Source organism: Streptomyces sp. N50 (genome assembly GCF_033335955.1).
In the GTDB taxonomy this organism is placed as follows: Bacteria; Actinomycetota; Actinomycetes; order Streptomycetales; family Streptomycetaceae; genus Streptomyces.
Genome location: NZ_CP137550.1, coordinates 1,041,445 through 1,060,801 on the forward strand (window position 1 = coordinate 1,041,445; position 19,357 = coordinate 1,060,801).

General features: G+C 71.2%; 14 protein-coding genes. 7 read left to right on the forward strand and 7 right to left on the reverse strand.

The genetic code is table 11. The features are described from left to right. The first annotated feature begins 82 nt into the window (after positions 1-82). The 4 genes from R2B38_RS49300 to R2B38_RS49315 all read left to right on the forward strand — a co-directional run bounded on the left by R2B38_RS49300 (position 83) and on the right by R2B38_RS49315 (position 4,937). Positions 83-1,042, forward strand: a complete 960-nt coding sequence (locus R2B38_RS49300; protein ID WP_318022729.1) for a threonine/serine dehydratase — start codon at positions 83-85, stop codon at positions 1,040-1,042. A gap of 351 nt (positions 1,043-1,393) precedes the next feature. Next, complete coding sequence (locus R2B38_RS49305) at positions 1,394-3,037, forward strand: serine/threonine-protein kinase (protein ID WP_318022730.1); 1,644 nt, start codon at positions 1,394-1,396, stop codon at positions 3,035-3,037. Positions 3,038-3,161: 124 nt separating this feature from the next. Then, positions 3,162-4,184, forward strand: coding sequence for a hypothetical protein (locus R2B38_RS49310; RefSeq protein ID WP_033280796.1), 1,023 nt, complete (start codon positions 3,162-3,164; stop codon positions 4,182-4,184). Between the two features lie 105 nt (positions 4,185-4,289). Continuing rightward, positions 4,290-4,937 (forward strand): DUF2238 domain-containing protein, encoded by a 648-nt coding sequence (locus R2B38_RS49315; RefSeq protein ID WP_318023094.1) that lies wholly within the window; start codon positions 4,290-4,292, stop codon positions 4,935-4,937. On the opposite strand, the gene R2B38_RS49320 is transcribed toward R2B38_RS49315, so the two are convergent. Together R2B38_RS49320 and R2B38_RS49325 are read right to left on the reverse strand one after the other, a co-directional pair. Beyond that, positions 4,870-5,358, reverse strand: coding sequence for a DUF6328 family protein (locus R2B38_RS49320; protein WP_318022731.1), 489 nt, complete (start codon positions 5,356-5,358; stop codon positions 4,870-4,872). The genes R2B38_RS49315 and R2B38_RS49320 overlap by 68 nt on opposite strands. A gap of 59 nt (positions 5,359-5,417) precedes the next feature. Next, positions 5,418-6,401 carry an aldo/keto reductase gene (locus R2B38_RS49325; protein ID WP_318022732.1) on the reverse strand — a complete coding sequence of 328 codons (984 nt, stop codon included), beginning with the start codon at positions 6,399-6,401 and terminating at the stop codon, positions 5,418-5,420. 157 nt (positions 6,402-6,558) lie between these two features. Between R2B38_RS49325 and R2B38_RS49330 the strand changes: the two genes are divergently transcribed. Then, positions 6,559-8,292 carry a cholesterol oxidase substrate-binding domain-containing protein gene (locus R2B38_RS49330; protein WP_411978635.1) on the forward strand — a complete coding sequence of 578 codons (1,734 nt, stop codon included), beginning with the start codon at positions 6,559-6,561 and terminating at the stop codon, positions 8,290-8,292. On the opposite strand, the gene R2B38_RS49335 is transcribed toward R2B38_RS49330, so the two are convergent. The 3 genes from R2B38_RS49335 to R2B38_RS49345 all read right to left on the reverse strand — a co-directional run bounded on the left by R2B38_RS49335 (position 8,289) and on the right by R2B38_RS49345 (position 12,737). After that, positions 8,289-9,809 carry an ABC transporter ATP-binding protein gene (locus R2B38_RS49335; protein ID WP_318022733.1) on the reverse strand — a complete coding sequence of 507 codons (1,521 nt, stop codon included), beginning with the start codon at positions 9,807-9,809 and terminating at the stop codon, positions 8,289-8,291. The two genes, R2B38_RS49330 and R2B38_RS49335, sit on opposite strands and share 4 nt — an antisense overlap. Continuing rightward, complete coding sequence (gene lanKC / locus R2B38_RS49340) at positions 9,806-12,487, reverse strand: class III lanthionine synthetase LanKC (protein ID WP_318022734.1); 2,682 nt, start codon at positions 12,485-12,487, stop codon at positions 9,806-9,808. Before lanKC ends, R2B38_RS49335 begins: the two co-directional genes overlap by 4 nt. Positions 12,488-12,626: 139 nt before the next feature. Then, positions 12,627-12,737, reverse strand: a complete 111-nt coding sequence (locus tag R2B38_RS49345; protein ID WP_318022735.1) for a class III lanthipeptide — start codon at positions 12,735-12,737, stop codon at positions 12,627-12,629. A 491-nt stretch (positions 12,738-13,228) separates the two neighbouring features. On the opposite strand from R2B38_RS49345, the gene R2B38_RS49350 reads away from it, so the two are divergent. Further along, positions 13,229-16,270, forward strand: coding sequence for a helix-turn-helix transcriptional regulator (locus tag R2B38_RS49350; protein WP_318022736.1), 3,042 nt, complete (start codon positions 13,229-13,231; stop codon positions 16,268-16,270). 56 nt (positions 16,271-16,326) lie between these two features. Beyond that, entirely contained in the window at positions 16,327-17,253 is a 927-nt protein-coding gene (locus R2B38_RS49355) for a squalene/phytoene synthase family protein (protein ID WP_318022737.1), read from the forward strand. Here the strand turns inward: R2B38_RS49355 and R2B38_RS49360 are convergent. Together R2B38_RS49360 and R2B38_RS49365 are read right to left on the reverse strand one after the other, a co-directional pair. Next, complete coding sequence (locus tag R2B38_RS49360) at positions 17,250-17,837, reverse strand: TetR family transcriptional regulator (protein ID WP_318022738.1); 588 nt, start codon at positions 17,835-17,837, stop codon at positions 17,250-17,252. The genes R2B38_RS49355 and R2B38_RS49360 overlap by 4 nt on opposite strands. Continuing rightward, on the reverse strand, positions 17,834-19,327 hold the full coding sequence (locus R2B38_RS49365; protein WP_318022739.1) for an MFS transporter: 1,494 nt from the start codon (positions 19,325-19,327) through the stop codon (positions 17,834-17,836). The genes R2B38_RS49360 and R2B38_RS49365 overlap by 4 nt, the downstream gene beginning before the upstream one ends. Positions 19,328-19,357 lie beyond the last annotated feature (30 nt).

A 19,357-nucleotide genomic window follows, 5' to 3' on the forward strand; every position in this document is an offset into this window, starting at 1 on the left:
AACGTGTTGACCTGCGCGTCCTTTCCGCGTCAGGGTCGGACCGGCACGGGTCACCTGTCCCCGTGCCGGAAGGATGACTGCCTTGATCGGCATCTCGGACATCGAAGCCGCCGCCGAGCGGATCGCCGGACACGTCGTACGCACCCCGACCGTGGAGAGCTTCGGGCTCTCCGAGCTGCTCGGTGTCCCGGTCACGACGAAGCTGGAGCTGTTGCAGCGCACGGGTTCCTTCAAGGCGCGCGGGGCGACGGCGAAGCTGCTGTCGCTCGGGGAGGCCGAGCTGGCCGCCGGAGTGGTGGCGGTCAGCGGCGGCAACCACGGGATCGCGCTCGCGGTCATGGCGGCGGCGCTCGACGTGAAGGCGACGGTCGTGATGCCTCGTTCGGCGCCGGCGCGGTCCGTCGCGCTGGTGGAGGCGGCGGGCGCGTCGCTGCGGCTGACCGACGACATGCCGAGCGCCTTCGCGCTGGTGAGCCGGTTGCGGGACGAGGGGCTGACCCTGGTCCACCCGTTCGACGACCCGGTGGTGATCGCGGGACAGGGCACGGTCGGCCTGGAGTTCGCGCAGGACGCCGGTGACCTCACCGACGTCCTGGTCAGCATCGGCGGCGGTGGCCTGATCGCCGGCGTCGCCGCCGCCCTGCACGCCCGGCGGCCCGGGATCCGGGTCTGGGGTGTGGAGACCGAGGGCGCCGAGGCCATGTCCGAGGCGCTCGCGGCGGGCGGCCCGGTGCCGGTCACGCCGTCCTCGATCGTGACCACGCTCAGCGCGCCGGCCGTGTCGCAGCTGACGTACGACCATGTGTCGGCCCTGGTCACCGAGGTGCTGACCGTCCCCGACCGGGACGCCGTGCAGGGCTGTCTCAACCTCGCCGAGCACGCCAAGGTGTGGACCGAGCCCGCCGCCGGCTGTCTGCTGCCCGCGGCCCGGCAGGTGCTGGACCGCGTTGGCGACGGCGCCCGGCTCGGCCTCGTGGTCTGCGGGGGCAACGCGACGGTCGGGGAGATCGCGGCCTGGTCGGAGGGCTTCGGGTTGCGCTGACTTCCCGTCAACTCACTTCGTCCACAGGATTGTTGACGGGTTCGCAGGCGGATCCCATGACTACGTTGTCGACAAACACCCGTGTATTCGTGGTCTTCACGCCTACGTTTACCGCCGGTTACCACCAGGTAGGGCGCCGATATTCCGCCGCCGAAGCCCCCGGGGCGAATTCACCCGCCCCGGGACACGAGCGCCCACCTGGGACCTCCCCGCGACACGTTTTTCTCGCACACCTGCTCGCCACCGTTGAATAAAAGGCAAGAAACACCGGGGAATTGGGCTTCCATTGAACGCAGCCCAGCACACCCGCCGTACTTCTGGGAAAGGTGAGAGCCCGGGGTTCAGCGAGGGATGGCCATGGTCGAGACGAACGTCTCCGTACACGAGTTGGTCGCCGGCAGATACCGGCCCATGGAGGTCGCGCACCGCGAGACCAGCCGTGTCTCCTGGTACGGCGAGGACATGATCGCCGAACAGCCCTGCCTCCTCACGGAGGTGACCCTCCCCTTCGCCCCGGACGCGGAGAGCGCCGGCCGGATCACCGCCGGCATCCGGCGCACCACCGACGTCATGGTGCTGCTCTGTCCCACCCGGGTCGCGCCGGTCGTCGACGCCGTCGAGGAGGCCGGCACGCTCTGGACCGTCACCGACTGGATCGACGGCACACCGCTGGGCCAAGTCCTCGCCCAGCAGGGCACGTTCCACTACGTACGGGCCGCCCGCATCGGACTCGAACTGCTCGACATCCTGGAGGCGGCGCACAGCGAGGGCATCACCCACGGCGAACTCAGCCCGGGCCAGGTGTTCGTGCGGGACCAGGGCGGGGTCGTCCTCACCGGCTTCGGACTCGCGGGCGCCACCCTCGCCCCGCGGATCACGGCGCCGTCGTACGCCTCGCCGGAACAGGCACGGGACGAACGCATCGGTCCCGCCGCCGACTTGTGGGCGCTGGGCGCGATCCTCTACACGCTGGTCGAGGGGCACCCGCCGTTCCGCGACCGGGGCCGCCCCGAGGCGACCATGAAGGGCGTGGACCGGCTCCCGATGCGCGGCCCGTCGCGCGCCGGGCCGCTGGCACAGGTCGTGCAGGGTCTGCTGCGCAAGAACTCCCGGGAGCGGCTGACCCGCCCGGTGGTCCGCGACATCCTGACGCGCATCCTCAACGACGACCCGTACGCCGACCGCGATCCGGTCCCGCTCCCCCGGCTGCGGCGGGCCTACGACGCCGTACGCGGGGCGGGCACCACCTGGAGCGGCCGGGGCATGGCCGCCGGGACCGCCCTCGCCGTCGGCACCGTCACGGTCGCCGTCCTCGCCGCCACCCACCAACTGCCCGGCACTCAGACCTCGGCGACGACCGAGCCCTCCCCCCTGCCCTCCGCTTCCGCCTCGGTCAGCACCCCCGGCGAGAACGTCGACGGCCACGCCTACTCCCCGTCCCCGACGCCGTCGGCGACGTCCCCCGCAGCGCCGGCCGCTTCCGCGTCCGCCTCGCCCTCCGCCAGCGCGTCCCCCTCCCCCTCCCCCACCGCCTCCGCGCTGCCCGCCGGCTTCCGCGTGTTCAAGGCGCCGCAGGGCTTCTCCGTCGCGCTGCCCAAGGGCTGGAAGGTGGTGGAGACCCAACAGGTCTCCGGCGCCTACCGGGTCACCTTCGGCGCGACGGGCGACCCGCGCACGCTGGCCGTGACATACAGCACACAGGCGGGCCCGGACCCGGTGGCCATCTGGCGGGACGACGTCCTTCCCGGGCTCAAGCAGACCGAGGGGTTCCAGCAGATCGGCGACATCCAGGCCACCACGTACCAGGGCGACAAGGCGGCCGACCTGGAGTGGTTCTCCGGCACCGGCGACGACCGGGTGCGCACGCTCGGGCGCGGTTTCCTGATCGGCGGCGGGCGCAGTTTCTCGCTACGGTGGACCACTCCCGCCGACGAATGGAACGACGCCGCCAACCGCCAGGCCCTGCAGACCTTCTTCAAGACCTTCCGGCGGTAATCGAACTGACGGCACCGGCGGCGACGCGAGGGCCGGGCACTCAAACCAGCGGCAATGGGTGGATATAGGCTGCGTGTTCGCACCATGCCTCATCACAAGCCCAGGAGAGTCCGCCTTGACCGTAGTGATCGACCAGGCCGAGACGTCTTTCACCGCCCTCGACGACGCCGGCCTCGTCGCCCGGGACGCGCACGAGTTCGGAGCCTACGCCCGCACCGGCGGCTGGGCGTTCGGCCTCAAGGTGGCGCGCAGTGTCCGGCCCGGCGGGCAGAGCGCGGACGAGACGCAGAAGGTGTCCGCGAAGGAGTTCGCCGAACTCGCCGACTGCTCCCCCGAGCGTGTCATGCGTTACTACAAGGCCTGGGACCGGGCCGCGGACGACGGTCTCGTCCCGCACTTCGAGGAGCTGGCCCCCGGCCAGGAGGTCGAACTCCCGGACGCGGACGTGTGGTTGAACTACTACGTCTCCCGCTCCAGCGCCACCTCCGAGCGCGGCACCGCCATCACCGAGGCCGCCGAGGCCGAGGGCATCCGCCCCACCAAGGCGCTGGAGGTCGCGGAGAACCCGACCGCGCTGCGCGCCGCGATCCTCGCCGACCCGTCCACCGCGCGCGCCGCCCGCCAAGCCCTGCTGGACCGCGTCCGCGAGGACCCCGAGCTCCAGTCCGAGCTGGCCCGGGACGTCGTACGCACCGACGACCTGAAGAAGGCCGTCGCGACCGAGAGCCGCTCGGCGGACCGGATCGGATACGTCCGCCAGATCGCCGAGTCGGGCCAGATCAAGACCCCCGCCGGCCAGACCGTCGACGCGCCCGTCGACCTGCGCCAGGAGGCCGAGCGGCACCTGTCCCTCCTCGACGAGCTGGAGGACGGCGAGGACACCGGCGAGTGGGCCACCGAGGCCTACGACACGATGAAGAACCTGGTCGTCGAGGCGGTCGAGGCCGACCCCGAACTGCGCGTCCAGGAGAAGCGCACCAAGTTCTACAGCAGCCTGCAGAAGGCCACGAAGGCGTTCGAGGAGCTGACCTTCGACGACGCCCAGGACTTCTACGAGGACGACATGGTCCAGCGCCTGGAGGAGCTCCAGCAGGCCATCGACAGCTGCCTCAACGCGCTGCGCAAGACCACCACTCCGGCTGAGTAGCCGTACTCATGTAGCGAGTTGGGCCTTCGGACACGATGGGGCTCCCCACGACAAGGGAGCCCCATCGTGTCCGTTCCTGCTTCCCAGCGCCGACTGCCGGCCGCCATGGGCGCGCTCGTGGTCGTCGGCATGGCCGTCTCGGCCTGGCATCCGCACGACCGCACGACCTGGTTCCTGGAGACCGTTTGGGTCTTCGTCGGACTGCCGGTGATCATCCTGACCTGGCGCCGCTTCCCGATGACCGGCCTGCTGTGCTGTCTGCTCGCCGCGCACGCGCTGGTCCTCGCCATGGGCGGCCACTACACATACGCGGAGGTGCCGGCGGGCGACTGGGTCCGCGACACCTTCGGGCTCAGCCGCAATCCCTACGACCGTCTCGGCCACCTCATGCAGGGGTTCGTACCGGCGGTCCTGGTACGGGAGTTGCTCACCCGTACGTCACCGCTGCGCGGGAGCCGCTGGCTGGCGCCGCTCACGGTCTGCGCGTGTCTCGCCTTCAGCGCGCTCTTCGAGTTGTTCGAGTGGGCGGCGGCCGTGATCGGCGGGCACGGCGCGGACGCCTTCCTGGCCACTCAGGGGGATGTGTGGGACACGCAGTGGGACATGTTCTGCGCGCTGATCGGGGCCACGGTCTCGGTGCTGGTGCTCAGCCGGGTGCACGACCGGCAGATGGCGCGGCTCAGGGTCATCGGGTCGTATAGCGGAGCCTCGCCCACAGCGGCAGTACGAACCAGCACAGCAGGTACCAGGTGACCACCCCCGCGACCAGCCAGGGCACATACGCGTCGTGGGTGGCGACCCGGAGGACCAGCAGCAGCGCGGCGGTCATCGTGGCGAGCAGCAGCACGAGGCCGACGAAGGTCAGCCGGGACGCCCAGCGCACCGCCTGCGGTTTCACGCTCCGGCCGGAGACCAGGCGGTGCAGGGACACCGGGCCGATCAGGGCGCCGGTGGCGGTGGCGCCGAGGACGACGGTCACGATGTAGAGGACCTGGTTGGCGTGCTCCAGCTGCGCGTACTTCGGGGTGAAGACGACGGTCAGCAGGAACCCGAACAGGATCTGCACACCGGTCTGCGCGACCCGGACCTCCTGGATCAGCTCGCCCCACATCCGGTCGGCCCGCTCGTCCTCGGACTCGTCGCGCCCGGTCCGCCGCTCTTCCTCGTGGATCATGCGGTCCGTGTATCCGGACCGCCGACCCTTCAAACGGAGGACCGCTCAGCGACAGGGGCCTACCAGCGGCTCTCCACCTGGTCCTTGATCCGGCGGTCGTAGAGGTCCCGGATCGCGGTGAGCGTGTCCGGGGAGAGGGCGGGCAGCTTGGCGGCCGCCGCGTTCGCGCGGGCCTGTTCGGGTGAGCGGGCGCCGGGGATGACCGTGGTGACACCGGGCTGGTCGATGATCCAGCGCAGGGCCAGCTGGGCCGGGGTGTACCCCTCCGGGGCGAGCGCGGAGAACTCGGCGGCTGCCTCGACACCGGTCGTGTAGTCGACGCCGGAGAAGGTCTCGCCCTGGTCGAAGGCCTCGCCGTGCCGGTTGTAGGTGCGGTGGTCGTTCTCCGGGAACACCGTGTCCTTGGTGTACTTGCCGGACAGCAGGCCCGACGCGAGCGGCACGCGCGCGATGATGCCGACGCCCGCCTCCTGGGCGGCCGGGAGCACCTGGAGCAGGGGCTTCATCCGGAACGCGTTCAGGATGATCTGCACGCTGGTCACGTTCGGCCGGGCGATCGCGGTGAGGGCTTCCTCGCAGGTCTCCACGCTGACGCCGTACCGGGCGATGCGCTCCTCGGCGACCAGGGTGTCGAGGGCGTCGAACACCTCGTCCGAGGAGTACACCGGCGTGGGCGGGCAGTGCAGCTGCACCAGGTCGATGCGGTCGACACCGAGGTTGCGGCGCGAACGGTCGTTCCACGCGCGGAAGTTGTCCAGGACGTAGTTCTCCGGGATCTGGTCGACGCGGCGGCCCATCTTCGTCGCGACCAGGACATGCAGATCGGGCCGCCCGCTCAGAAACGTGGCGATGGTCTGCTCGCTGCGCCCGTCGCCGTACACGTCGGCCGTGTCGAAGAAGGTCACCCCCGACTCCGCCGCCGCCTCCAGCACGGCGAGGGCTTCCTTGTCGTCGACGTCTCCCCAGTCGGCGCCCAGCTGCCAGGTGCCGAGACCGACGACGGACAGCTGCTGATGCGACCTGCCGATTACACGTTCGTCCATGCCGTCAGTCTGTCATCCGCCACTGACATGCGCGGATCGGGCTCCACCCTGCGCGGATCGGGCTCCGCCGGGCCGCGACCTGTGAATCTTTCACTCACACGAGTGAACCCATTCGACAGGATGCCTACTCGTGTCAACGGACACCTAGCGTGTGCGCGTGACCGATCATGTGGCGAACAACCTCCAGCCGGGGAACGGCAGTTCCGCTCCCTGGACCCGTCGCGGCTTCCTCCTCTCCGCGGCCGCCCTGGCCGCCGTGCCCGTACTCCTGACGGCCGATCCGGCTCTCGCGGCGGCCGAGCTGCCCGACTTCCCGGCCGATGTCGACCTCTACCGCTCGGCGTACCGGAACTGGGTCGGCGAGATCACCGCCGACGGCCTGTGGGCGTGCGCGCCGACCGACGCCGACCAGGTGGTGTCGGTCGTCAACTGGGCCTGGCAGCACGGCTGGCGGGTCCGCCCGCGCGGCTCCTCGCACGGCTGGTCACCGCTGACGATCGAGTCCGGTACGGCGTCCGACGCGCCGGTGCTGCTGGTCGACACCGCCCCGCACCTCACCGGCCTGACCCTGGACTCCGCCTCGGCCGTGCGGGCCGGTACGGGTGCCACCGTAGAGGCGCTGCTCACGTTCCTGGAGGGCCACGGTCTTGGTGTCACCGCCTCACCGGCACCCGGCGATCTGACGCTCGGCGGCGCGCTGGCCATCGACGCGCACGGCACCGCCGTACCCGCGAACGACGAGGAGCGCACGGCCGGGCACACCTTCGGGTCGCTCAGCAATCTGGTGCTGTCGCTGACGGCGGTGGTGTGGGACACGGACACCGGCGCGTATGTGCTGCGGACCTACACCCGCGACGAGGCGGACTGCGCCGCGCTGCTCACGCATCTGGGGCGGTCACTGGTCACCGAGGTCGTGCTGCGGGTCGGGGCGAACGCCAACCTGCGCTGCGTCAGCCGTACGGACATCCCGGCCACCGAGTTGTTCGCGGCGCCCGGGTCCGGCGGGCGGACCCTCGCGAGCTTCCTGAACGCGTCGGGGCGGGCCGAGGCGATCTGGTTCGCGTTCACGGAGTTCCCCTGGCTGAAGGTGTGGAGCGTCGAACCGACGAAGCCGTTGACCTCGCGGCGCGTCTCGTCGCCGTACAACTACCCGTTCTCCGACAACGTGCCGACCCTGGTCGCGGATCTCGTCGGGCGGATCCTGTCCGATGCCGCCTGGTATCTGGCGCCGGTGCTCGGCAACGCCCAACTCGCCGCTGCGGCACTGGGGTTGACGACGACGCTGTCGGCGGACATCTGGGGGCCGTCGAAGAACACGCTGCTCTACATCAAGCCGACGACCCTGCGCGAGACCGCCAACGGGTACGCGGTGCTGACCACCCGGGCCCAAGTACAGCGTGTGGTCCACGAGTTCACCGACTTCTACCAGGAGCGGCTCACCGCGTACGCCGCGCTCGGCCGCTTCCCCGTCAACGGCACCGTCGAGATCCGCGTGACCGGCCTCGACCACCCCGCTGACACGGAACTGGCAGGCGCCCGCGCCCCGTTGCTGTCCGCGCTGCGGCCGAGCACCGAGCACCCCGAGTGGGACACGGCGGTCTGGCTGGACGTCCTGACCCTGCCCGGCACGCCGTACGCGGAGGAGTTCCTGCGGGAGTTGGAGCAGTTCCTGCTGCGCTCGTACGACGGTAGGGACGCGCTGACCCGGGTCGAGTGGTCGAAGGGCTGGGCCTACACCGACCAGGCCGCGTGGAGCGACGAGGAGGTGCTGGCCACGGCGATCCCGGGCTCGTTCGGGGAGACGGTGTGGGGACAGGCGGCCGGGACCTTCGACCGGCTGGACCCGCACGGGGTGTTCGGGAACGCCTTCCTGGACCGGCTGTTCGGTTAGGGGTGCGCGGCAGCCGCGGACAAGGTGACCACGCGGTCGAACCGGCTGTCGAGATCCTCGTCGCCGTGGTGCACCACGAGGAGGCCGCGATCGTGGGTGTGCTGTTCGAGCGCCCGCAGCACCAGGTCCCTGCCGGTCTCGTCGAGGTTCGCGAACGGCTCGTCGACGAGGTACACGTCCGCGTCCTCGCACAGGAGCGCGGCGACTCCGGTCCGCTGTCGTTGGCCGGACGACAGTTCTGACGGGAGTTGGTCGGCCAGCCCGTCCAGCCCCATGGCTGTGCGCAGCCGCTCGTCGGCGACCAGTTCACGCACGGGCAGCGGGGGCAGGTTGACCGGAGCGGTCAGGGCTGCCACCCGGGTCGGCAGCGTGACCATCCCGCAGTCGGGGGCGAGCGTTCCGGAGATGATGTGCAGGAGCGTCGTCTTGCCGCAGCCGTTGGGGCCCCGGAGCAGGACGTGCTCGCCGGCGGCCAGTTCGAAGTCCTCGATCGACACGTCCGCGCCGTCGCTGTACCCGACACGGGCGGCGTGCACCAGCACCATGTGCCCCTCGTCGTGGTAGGGCGACGCCCCGGAGCCGCGCAGGGCGGTGATCCGCCTGAGCACGGCGGTGTTCCGGCGGGCCTGCGGGATCATGTTGACGAGGTCGAAGATTCCGGTGACGGCCCGCCAGAGCGAGTTCACGAAGGCGAGAAAACTGCCGAACGACATCCTGCCGACGAACACGAAGTACGCCCCGATGATCATCGAAGTGGTGTCAGAGAGGTTCATGACGAGGTCGCTCAGCGTGCTCTGTTTCTGGGTGAGCCGGAAGTTGGTGAAGGTGATGCCGAGGAACCCGCGCAGCGCCTTCTTGTTGGCGGCCCGGGTGCCGGGCAGCAGCCTCGGCAGGCCGCGCAGTGCGTGGAAGGACTCCAGCGTCCGGGACAGCGTGTTGACGTACCGCGCCTCCGCCTCGCGTTCCGGTTCGGTGTTGTCCTCGATCCGCTTGGCGAAGCGGTTGCTGACGTACACCAGCGGCGGCACGATGACGAGCAGGATGAGACTGGCCTGCCAGGACAGGTACAGCAGCACACCGATGAAGACGACGGACGAGACCGCCTGCTTCGCGATGCGGATGCAGACGTCGACGGCGGGCAGGACCCCCTCCTGGACGTCGTTGTGGACCCGGCTGACGAAGGAGGCGTTGCCGGCCTCCGCCATCCGCCGTCCGTCCTGGTCGAGCGCGCGGTCCAGCAGCTCCATCTCCAGGGTCAGCATGAACGCGTTCTCGAACCACTTGCGCCACCGCGCCACGCCGTAGCCTCCGAGGCTCAGTGTGAAGCCGAGCAGGAGGTAGCAGGCGGCCAGTAGGACGAACCTGTGGAAGTGACCGGTCAGGATCGCCTGGTCGAACAGGGCCTTCAGCAGGAGGGGATGCAGCAGTGCTTCGGTCCCGCCCAGGGCCGCCTCGATCACGACGATCATCGAGAACTGGGCCCGGTGACCTCTGAGCGTGTACCAGAGCTCCTTCACCGCGCCACCTCGTCCAGCAGGAAGTCGGCACTGCCGCCGTGGTTCGCGCGGTGGAGCACGCGCAGGATGCCGGCCGAGCCGGTGAGGTAGTCGGTGGAGCAACGCAGCAGGCCGTCGCCGGGCGAGCCCAGAGGCACCGCGTCGCCGTGTCGCGGTACCGCGAACCGCTCGTCCGGCTCGAACAGGAACAGCCGCCTCACGAAGTCGAGTTGCCGCAGTGCGATGTCCCGGTAAGCGGCGTCGCCGGTGATCGAGGCCGCGTCGAGAAGAGTGTCGGCGATCCCGGACATACCGAACGAGTACCCCGGCAGTACCGCCTGCCGGACGTCCAGTGCGCGCAGGACGGTCCGTGCGGACTCCAGGTCGCCGTAGCGCAGCAGCACTTGGGCGACGCCCGCCGAACCCACCTCGACATAGGGTTCCGCGGTGCCGTGGTGGTCGAACGTGACGTTGCCGTCGTCCTGGCGCTCGGCGTGGGCCATCTCCCAGGACAGCGCACCCCGGCCGAGGGGCAGACACCACTCGTCCCCGGTGATCTGGTGCATGCGCAGCAGGAACATCGCGACACCGGCCTGGCCGAACCCCAGCCCGGTGAACGGCACCTCCGCCGTGAACTCGTTCCGCCAGTGGACCCGGCCCCCGTCGTGCCGCGCGGCCTCGCGCAGTGCCCGCGCGCAGTCCCGCGCCGCGGCGAGGTGGCGTTCGTCGCGGTCCCGGAGATAGAAGCGCAGGTTCGTCATTCCCACGCCCGCCAGGCCGTAGTAGAAGGTGTAGTCGCCGGACTCGTGTGCGCGCCGGTTGGCCCGCGCCAGCAACTCCGCGGCCCGCGTGCGGAATCCGAGCGCGTCGGCCGCCCAGGCGATGCCGGCCAGGCCGTTCATAAGGCCGGCCGGATACTGGGCCGGGTCGATGTCGGCCAGGTCGTCACGCAACCGTCGCAGCCATTCGGGCCGGAGCGGGACACCGGAGGCGTCCAGCGCCCACAGGACACCGCTTGCCCCGAAGCCCAGGCTCAGGGGGTTGGTGACGTGCGCGAACGGGTCGACGGGGAAGAGCGTGGCACGGTCGGTGTCGGCGACGGCGTCGATGAAGGCGGCCACCCCGGCCTCGGTCTCCGCCAGGCCGAGCCGCTCCTCGACGACCGGTCGCGGCGGTACGGCCCGGACCCGGTCGATCAGGTCGTCCTCGCGCTCCAGTTCGTCCAGCACGTCGGTGAGGGTGACCCGTGCCCGCGCCAGGTCCGTGAGCAGCTCGTGGATCCGCGACGGCCAGCCGAGGCTGTCGGTGAAGATCAGGTAGCGGTCCAGGATGTCCTCGCGCAGGTACGACAGCGCCGCGACCGGGAAGATGAAGTAGGCCATGGTCATGGCCAGACCGAAGAGGTCGTCCTCGACGGCGGATGCGGCGAAGCGGCGCCGGAAGTTGCTGAATCCCGGTGTGTACAACTCGACCGGTGCCTCCAGGTGCGCGTGCTCCGGGTCGGCCTCGGTCAGTCGGCACGTTTCGAGGTCGACGATGGTGACCTCCAGGGTGTCCGGGTCGATGAGCACGTTCGCGGCGGTGAAGTCGCCGAGGATCACCTTGCGGTCGTGGGCGGCCTGGAGCGCACGCGCGAGTCCTCGGAAGACGGCGAGGAAGGTGCGCAGGAACTCCTGCGACTGGGCGACGCCGCCGGGTCCGAGTCGGGCGAGCGGGTTGCGTTCGAGCAGCATGGAGCGGATGTCGGCGCCCTCGACGAACTCCTCCGCGATGAAGTGGTGTTCCCAGTGGCGGAACGTGGCGATCGGGGCGGGGAACGAGCCGACGTCGGCCAACCGGTTCAGGAACACCCACTCGCGGTTGAGGATGTCCACGGCGTCGTGGTCCTGACGCGGGTCGACGTTGGTGTGCGGGCGGGCTTCCTTGAGGACGACCACACGGTCGTCGTTCGCCGTGTCCTCGGCGGTGTACACCCCACCGCTGTTGGAGAACTGCAGCGCCCCGGTCACCCGGAAGCGGCCCGCGAGCAGGCCGTCCTCATCGGAATCGGTCGGCGGCTTCCAGTCGGTGAACGGCCATGCCACCCACCACGGCTGGGCATATCCGGGGCGCCGGTCGTCGGCGACCGGCCCGTCCGGCCCCGTGATGTGGGGCACCGGCCGGCCCAGGACGTCGACGGAGTGGGTGTCCAGGAACTGCCCGTACCGGAAGTAGAGCGCCTTGCAGTCGCGGTACCGGAGGTCCGACAGCACGTACGGGCCCTCGGCGCCGTCCAGGACCCGGGCGAGGTCGGCCAGACACGACCGGAACTCGTCGTCGTCCTGCGGGTAGACAGTGACGAGTTTGCCGCCGCTGCCCCGCGAGATGGCCTTCGAACTCAGCATCTCGAAGACGGTGAGATCGAGAGCGATCTTGAAGTCGATGTCGTGCTCGGTCAGATACCCGACCACCTTGGCGGCGACCTCGCGCACGTTGCGCTGGTTCGCCGACACATGGATCTTCCACCCCTGCGCGGGCAGGTTCGCGTTGTGCCGGTAACTCCACCAGATGCCCTTGCGGACGAATCGTGACCGTACCCGGTCGTCGAGGGAGGCGAGGAAGTGGTCGGGCTTCGGCTCGTAGGAGACGTCGAGCGGATCGAAGAACAGAGTGTCGTTCCAGCAGAAGGGGAAGCGGTAGACCCATCGTTCATTGAGCATGTCTGCCTCTGTCAGTTTGTCCGAGGAACCGTCGCGGGCGGTTGATGAGGGCGCGCCGGGGCGGCGTGAACCATGCGGAGCGCGGTGCACGCACTCCCCGCATGGTTCACGCCGTCAGATCACCGGCAGCGGGTACCGCTCAGGCTGCTGCCCTGCAGCAGGTGCTGCTCAGGCTGCTGGTGATGCTCAGCACCACGGCGCTGCTGTTCTCGGTCCGCGGCTCGATCGTCTGCAGCTTCAGAACGCTCATCAGGATCACTTCCTCGGTGGTCGGGAGCGCGTTGACGCGCTCCGGAGACGGAACGGGTACCGACCGGTCGGCTGGGCCAGTCAACGGCGCGTGTCGGACGCGTGCATCAGGGAACGGGACCCGTATTTCGCGTGCGCCGCCCCCAGGAACCCGCGCGCCCGACCGGCGCGAATGGTGGTGGTCCTGCCCCGTGTCCTGGGTCGCCGGAGCCGGTAACGTGAGCCGTTTTCCCCGGGCTGGAGAGCCGGATCCGGTCCGCTGAACGGAACCTGACGTGACAGGCTGATGACGCTGAATCACGCTGACCGCGAACGACTCGACATCGGGGGAATGTTGATGCGCACACGGGGATGCCACGGGGTCAGCTACGTGACGGATGAGTCAGCGGTGCCGGCGGTGGACGGGGACGCCCGTCGCCGCAGCGGACGGCAAGCACCTTCGCCGGTCGGTTCGGTCCCGTTGTCCTCGGCGCCCTGTACGGAGAGTGGCGCGTGAGGAAGCCGTACGCACACCACTTCGCGTCCCCCGACTTGCTGGACTCCCGGCCGCCGTCCTCGGACGGGGGCGGCGCGAAGGCCCCGCCCCGGTCCCGCGGCGAGTTCGTCGGTCGGCGGACCGAGATGGAGCAGATCCTGACGGCGCTGGCCGCCGCGCGCTCGGGACGTGGCGGCGCGGTCTTCGTCACCGGCGAGCCCGGCATCGGCAAGACGCGGCTCGCCGTCGAGGCTCTCGACGCCGCTGCCGAAGCGGGCATGATCACCGCACGGGGCCGGGCCGGTACGGTCGGGTCGGTCGTGCCGTACCGTCCGCTGGTCGAGGCGTTGCTCTCCCTGTCCCGGGCCGGCCTGCTACCGGGACCGGACGAACTGGGCCCCTACGGGCCGGTGTTGGCTCACCTGCTGCCCGGGAGCCGCGTTCTCGGCGACGCCCCCGTGTCGCACCTCATGGTCGCCGAGACGGTCCTGCGCGTCCTCACCGTGGCGGGACGACGGCACGGGTGCCTGCTCGTACTCGACGACCTGCACGACGCGGACACAGAGACGCTGGCGGTCCTCGAGTACGTCCTCGACAACCTCGCGGAGCAGCCTGCCGTGCTCCTGCTCATCGCCGGGCGTGAGCCCTGCGTGGCGACCGAGCTGGCCGCCCGGGCGCGGCAGCGGGGGGCCGCGTCGACCCTCGAACTGCGTCCTCTGGGCCGCCCGGACGTGCACGCCCTTGTCGTGGCCGCGTGGGGATCCGGCCCGGGCGAGGTCACGGCCGAACTGGTCGACCGTGTGGCGGCCGACAGCGCCGGGGTCCCGCTGGTGGTGGAGGAACTCCTCCATGACCTGGCCCGCCCCGCCCACGACGGCTCCCCGAGACCCTCCGTCCCCGCCGCGGTCGCCCGCAGTGTCAGGCACAGGACCGAGCGGCTCGGCCCCCGCGCACGCGGGATCCTGGGCATCGCGGCCCTCCTCGGGCAGCGCTTCCCGCTGCCGGTGCTGCAGCATGCGATCGGGTGCGACGATCGGGAACTGCTGAGGTTCCTGCACGCGGGGGTCGCCTCGTACCTGCTCCAGCCGGACGAGTCGAGTCCGGAGTGGTACGTGTTCCGGCCCCGGTTCGCCGCGCAGGTGCTGCGGGAGGACCTCGGTCCGACGGAGCGCACCGCGTACGCCCGCCGGGCGGCGAACACCCTGATCGGCCTCCACCCGGGACTGCCCGGCGAGTGGTGCGTCCACGCCGCCGAACTGTTCGGGCATGCCGGTGACGTCCACGAAGCCGTCCCGCTCTACTGCGAGGCGGGGCGGCGGGCCATGGCCGAGGGCGCGATGGAACGGGCGGTGGCACTGCTCACCCGGGCGCACCGGGCGACCGATGCCGGGCTCGCGCCCGAGCTGCGTGCCACGGTGCTGGAGCTGCTCCTGCACTGCGTCTCCCGTTCGGCCCGGTTCGACGCCGTACCCGGTCTGGCCGCCGGCCTCGAAGCGCTGGGCGACCACGACGTTCCCGCCGCGCGCCGGGCCGGCCTGTACGCACAGCTGGCCGATGTCACCGCGTCTGCGGGCCTGCCCGCCGAGGCGCTCCGGCATCTCGACGTCGCCCGCCGGCTGCTCGGCACCTCCCCGACCGGCGCGCACACCGCCCCCGTGGACCTGGCCGCGGCCCGCGTGGAGCTGAGCCGACCCGCGCCCGACCGGCTGCGCACGGCCGCCGAACACGCCCGCCGGGCGGCGGACGCGGCGGAGCAGGCCGCCCTGCCGGGCGTACTCGGCAGGGCGCTGTTGCTGCTCGGACAGTTGGCCCCGGAGCAGGACGCGGAAGCCGCCGCGGCGCACTTCGCGCGCGCCGGTGCGATCGCCGACCGGAACCAGCTCCCCGACCTGCGGGTGTCCGCCGAGGTGCACCTGGCCCACATCGCGATGCGGCGCGACGGACGGCCGGCCCGGCTCGAGGAGGCCCGGCAGCAGGCCCTGCGGATCGGTGTGCTGCCACTGGCGCACGAGACCGGGTGCGTCCTCGCGCTGGACCAGGTCCGACGCGGCGAGTTCGAGGCGGCCGGCCACCGGATCCACGACGGGCTGGCCGACGCGACGCGACTTCGGCTGCGCCCGGTCGTGTCCCTGCTGCGGCTGACCGAGGCCGTGCGGTACGCACACCAGGGGCGGCGCGCCGAGATGCGGGAGGCGCTGGACCGGCTGGCCCCCTGCGTCGACGACGCTCCCGGTGCGCGACCGATGTCGTACGGCCTGGCGCGGGCGTTCTGCTCGCTTCTGGAGGAGAACCACGACGCCGCCGAGCACGAGTTCGCGCAGGCGCTCGCGTACGACAGGGAGAACCCGGGGGTCGGCGAGTTCGGGGTGTCCGGCATGCACGGCGTCATGCTGCTGCGGGGTGTGCTCGCCGGGCGCGTGGGCCGACAGCATCACGCCGACGTCACCCGGGCCGCCGGCGGCACCCGCTGGAACCGGCAGTTCGTCGGGTTGGCCCACGCGGTGCTGCTGGGCCGCGAGGGCAGGGCCGCCGAAGCGACCGTCGCCGCGACCGCGGCCCTCGATGCCGCGGCGCTCTACCCCGTGGCCCGCAACCTGTGCCTGCGCCTGGTCGCGCGGTCGGCGTACGAGGACGGCTGGGGTGAGCCCGTCGACTGGGTACGTGCGGCGGAGGAGTACTTTCACACGGCCGGGATTCCGGCGGTCGCCGGCGCGTGCCGGAGCCTGTTGCGCGGCATGGGTGCGTCGGTCCGGCAGCGGCGTACGGGGACCGAGAACGTACCGCCGGATCTGCGCCGGTACGGGGTCACCGTCCGGGAGTTCGAAGTGGCGCGCCTGCTCGCCGAGCGGATCGGCAACAAGGACATCGCCTACTGGCTGCACATCTCGCCGCGGACCGTGGAGAAGCATGTGGCGAGCCTGCTCCGGAAGACCGGCCACCCCGACCGGGCGGCTTTCGCCGCTGCCGCCCGCGGCCTGGTGGCCGAGCGCGCGCACCACCTGCGGAGCGAGGTCGGGCTGAAGGCTCGTGAGCAGTACACCTGGAGCCTCTCCCAGTGATCACGTACGGAGCCGGATGGCTAGGCTGTGCCCGGTCCTTGAGAACGGGGAGAGTTGTGAGCAGCTGGTCGACCGCACTGACGAAGGCGGGCATCACCGACCCGCGACTACGGCGTGCCTACGACGCCCAACGCCGGCTCGTCCGCAGGTTCGCGCCGCACGAATACACGGCGGTACGGCTGCTGTTGCCGGCGGAGCTGCATCCGTCGGCCGTCGCCGCGGTGGCCTACATGCACGCGACCGACGAACTGATCGACACCGGTGACGTGGACGTCCGCACGGCGACCCTCGCGTCCTGGGACGCCGAGACCACGGCGGCCCTTGAGAGCGGTGAACTGCCGGACCAGGACACCCTGTTGGCGCTCCGGGACACCACACGCCGTCACCCGTACCTGGCCGCCCGGGTGCGTGCCTTCCTCGACGGGGCCACGGTCGAGGCGAGTTGGACCGGCTTCGCGACGGAGGCCGACTTCCAGGCGTACGTGGACAGTTACGCGCTGCCCGCCCTGATGCTCACCGCGTCGCTGCTCGCGCCCGACCCCGACGCCGGACCCGGCGATCCCTACGTCCGGGGGTGCCGGGCGCTGATCGAGGGCTTGCAGCGCGCCGACTTCCTGGCCGATCTCGCGGAGGACGCCGAGGACGGCCGGATCGGCATCCCGGAGGACGAACTGGTCCGGTACGGGCTGAAGTTCGAGGATCTGCGGAGCAAGTCAGCAGCGTGCGAACCCGCGTTGGAGCGGCTGGTGCTGGCGCAGGCCGATCTCGCGGAGGCCACGCTCACGGAGGGCCGGCGGCTGCCCGCGCTCGTCGCGCCCGGGTACCGGCCGTTCCTCGACGCCCTGATCGCCGTCCAGGAACTGCGGCTCCGCGCGGTGCGCCGCGAGGGCGGGAGGCTCCTGCGGCGCGGGGCGAGCCCGGCCGCTCTCGCCTCCTTGCGGGTCCTGGTCCGGCAGTACCGCAAGGCCCGCCACTACGCCTAGGGCGTCAACTGGGCCTGCACGGTGGGTCCGTAGCGTTCCACGACGGTGTCGACGGCGGTCGCTCGCAGCTCGGTGCCCCGCGCGATGCCGAACATGACGCCGAGGCCGAGGATGGTCGCGACGGCGAGTTCGGCGCGCAGGGCTGTGTCGGGGCCGGAGAGGCGCCCGGCGAGGCGATCGACCACCTGGGCGCGGAAGTTGACGCGCAGGATGTCGCCGCTGTCGCCCTGCAGTGGTGCGAACGCGATCCGCAGCAGCGGGTCGGCGCCCCGCTCGCGCTGGCTGACCAGGACGTGCCGGACCATGTGGCGGCCGAGGTCGTCTAGCGGGGCGTCGAGGAGGTCGTCCGCGTCGGTCTCGAAGGACATGACGCGGGCGAAGAGGGCGTCCTTGTTGCCGAAGTACTTGAGGATCAACGGCGCGCTGACACCGGCCCGTTCGGCGACGGCCTTGAGGGTGATGTCGGCGTGCGCGTTGCGCGCGAGGAGGTAGCGGGCGGCCCTGAGGATGGCCGCCTTGGTCGCCTCGGCGTCCCGGCGTGCGGGCGGGGACGCGGTGGGTGGAGTGGTGCTCACGGCACTCATGCTCCCTCCAACGCCTCGTCCCGCGTACCCTCGGCACGCTCGCGTGCGAGCCGCGTGTCGTCGGACGTCGGGTCGCCCGGGATGGTCAGTGCCGCCGCGCTCGCGACCAGGGCGATCACGCCCGCGATGCCGAACGCCATCAGGTATCCGTGCAGCGTGGGCAGCGGGAGCCCGCCGACCAGGCTGGTGTGGTGCACCAGCACGGCGGCCACCACGGCGCTGGAGACGGCCTGGCCGATGGTGCGCATCAGCACGTTGACACCGTTCGCGGACGCGGTCTGGCCGGCCGGGACGGCGCGCAGGATGAGCGTGGGCAGCGCCGAGTAGGCGAAGGTCGTACCGGTGGCCACGACGGTCGCGCCGAGGATGATCGTCCACAGGTCACGGCTGTCGGCGATGCGCACCACATAGCCGAGCGCGATGATCGCGGCGCCGAGCGCGAGCGTGATGCGCGGACCGCGGGCCGCCGAGATCCGGGCCGAGACGGGCGAGAGCAGCAGCATGGTGATGCCGCCGGGCAGCAGGCACAGCCCGGTCTGGACGATGGACAGCCCGAGCCCGTACCCGGTGGCCTTGGGCGCCTGCACCAGCTGGGCGGTGACGAGCGAGTTGGCGTAGAACGCGAAGCCGGTCAGCAGGGCCGCCACATGCGACAGGCCCACCCGCGGCTTGGACACCAACCGAAGGTCCACCAACGGCTGTTCCACGCGGAGTTGGTGCCACCACCACAGCCCGAACACGACGACCGTGGCGAGGAACAACCCCAGGATCCGCGGACTGCCCCACCCCCACTGACCGCCCTGCGACACCCCGAGCAGCAGAGACACCAGTCCTGCGGCGAGTCCCAGCGTGCCGAGCACGTCGAAGCGGCCCGGCTCACGGACGGGCGACTCGCGCACCGCCCACCAGATCCCCCACACGCCGATCGCGCCGAGGGCGCTGGTCGCCCAGAACATGACGTGCCAGTTGGCGTACTGCACGATCAGCGCCGCGAGCGGCAGTCCGAGCGCGGCACCGATGCCGACCGTGGAACTCATCAACGCGACGGCGCTGCCCCGGCGTTCGGGGGGCAGTTCGTCGCGCAGGATGCTGATCGACAGGGGGACCACGGCGGCCGCGGCGCCTTGCAGGGCGCGGGCGAAGATCAGGACGCGGATGTCCGAGGACAGGGCGCACATGACCGAGCCGACGGTCATCAGGCTCAAGGCGCCGGTCAGGACCCGCCGCTTGCCGTACATGTCGCCGGCCCGGCCGAGCACGGGGGTGAGGACGGCGCCGGAGAGCAGGGTCGCGGTGACCATCCAGGAGACGGCGCCCGCGGAGGAGTGGGTCAGCCGGGGCAGGGATGGCAGCAGCGGGACGACCACGGTCTGCATGACCGCCATGAGGATCCCGCCGAACGCCAGCACCGGAACGGTGAGCCGGTCCCGGAAGGGGGTCCGCCCGGCGAGGCCGCCGGACGGGTCGGGTATCGGGACGGGCTGGCCCATGGGCACTCCAGCTGGCATGAAAAAAGAAGG

Excerpts from the sequence above, each read along its gene's own strand:
- R2B38_RS49305 (WP_318022730.1), top strand. The coding sequence starts at position 1,394 with ATGGCCATGGTCGAGACGAACGTCTCCGTACACGAGTTGGTCGCCGGC.
- R2B38_RS49315 (WP_318023094.1), top strand. The coding sequence starts at position 4,290 with ATGGGCGCGCTCGTGGTCGTCGGCATGGCCGTCTCGGCCTGGCATCCG.
- R2B38_RS49320 (WP_318022731.1), bottom strand. The coding sequence starts at position 5,358 with ATGATCCACGAGGAAGAGCGGCGGACCGGGCGCGACGAGTCCGAGGAC.
- R2B38_RS49325 (WP_318022732.1), bottom strand. The coding sequence starts at position 6,401 with ATGGACGAACGTGTAATCGGCAGGTCGCATCAGCAGCTGTCCGTCGTC.
- lanKC (WP_318022734.1), bottom strand. The coding sequence starts at position 12,487 with ATGCTCAATGAACGATGGGTCTACCGCTTCCCCTTCTGCTGGAACGAC.
- R2B38_RS49345 (WP_318022735.1), bottom strand. The coding sequence starts at position 12,737 with ATGAGCGTTCTGAAGCTGCAGACGATCGAGCCGCGGACCGAGAACAGC.
- R2B38_RS49360 (WP_318022738.1), bottom strand. The coding sequence starts at position 17,837 with ATGAGTGCCGTGAGCACCACTCCACCCACCGCGTCCCCGCCCGCACGC.
- R2B38_RS49365 (WP_318022739.1), bottom strand. The coding sequence starts at position 19,327 with ATGGGCCAGCCCGTCCCGATACCCGACCCGTCCGGCGGCCTCGCCGGG.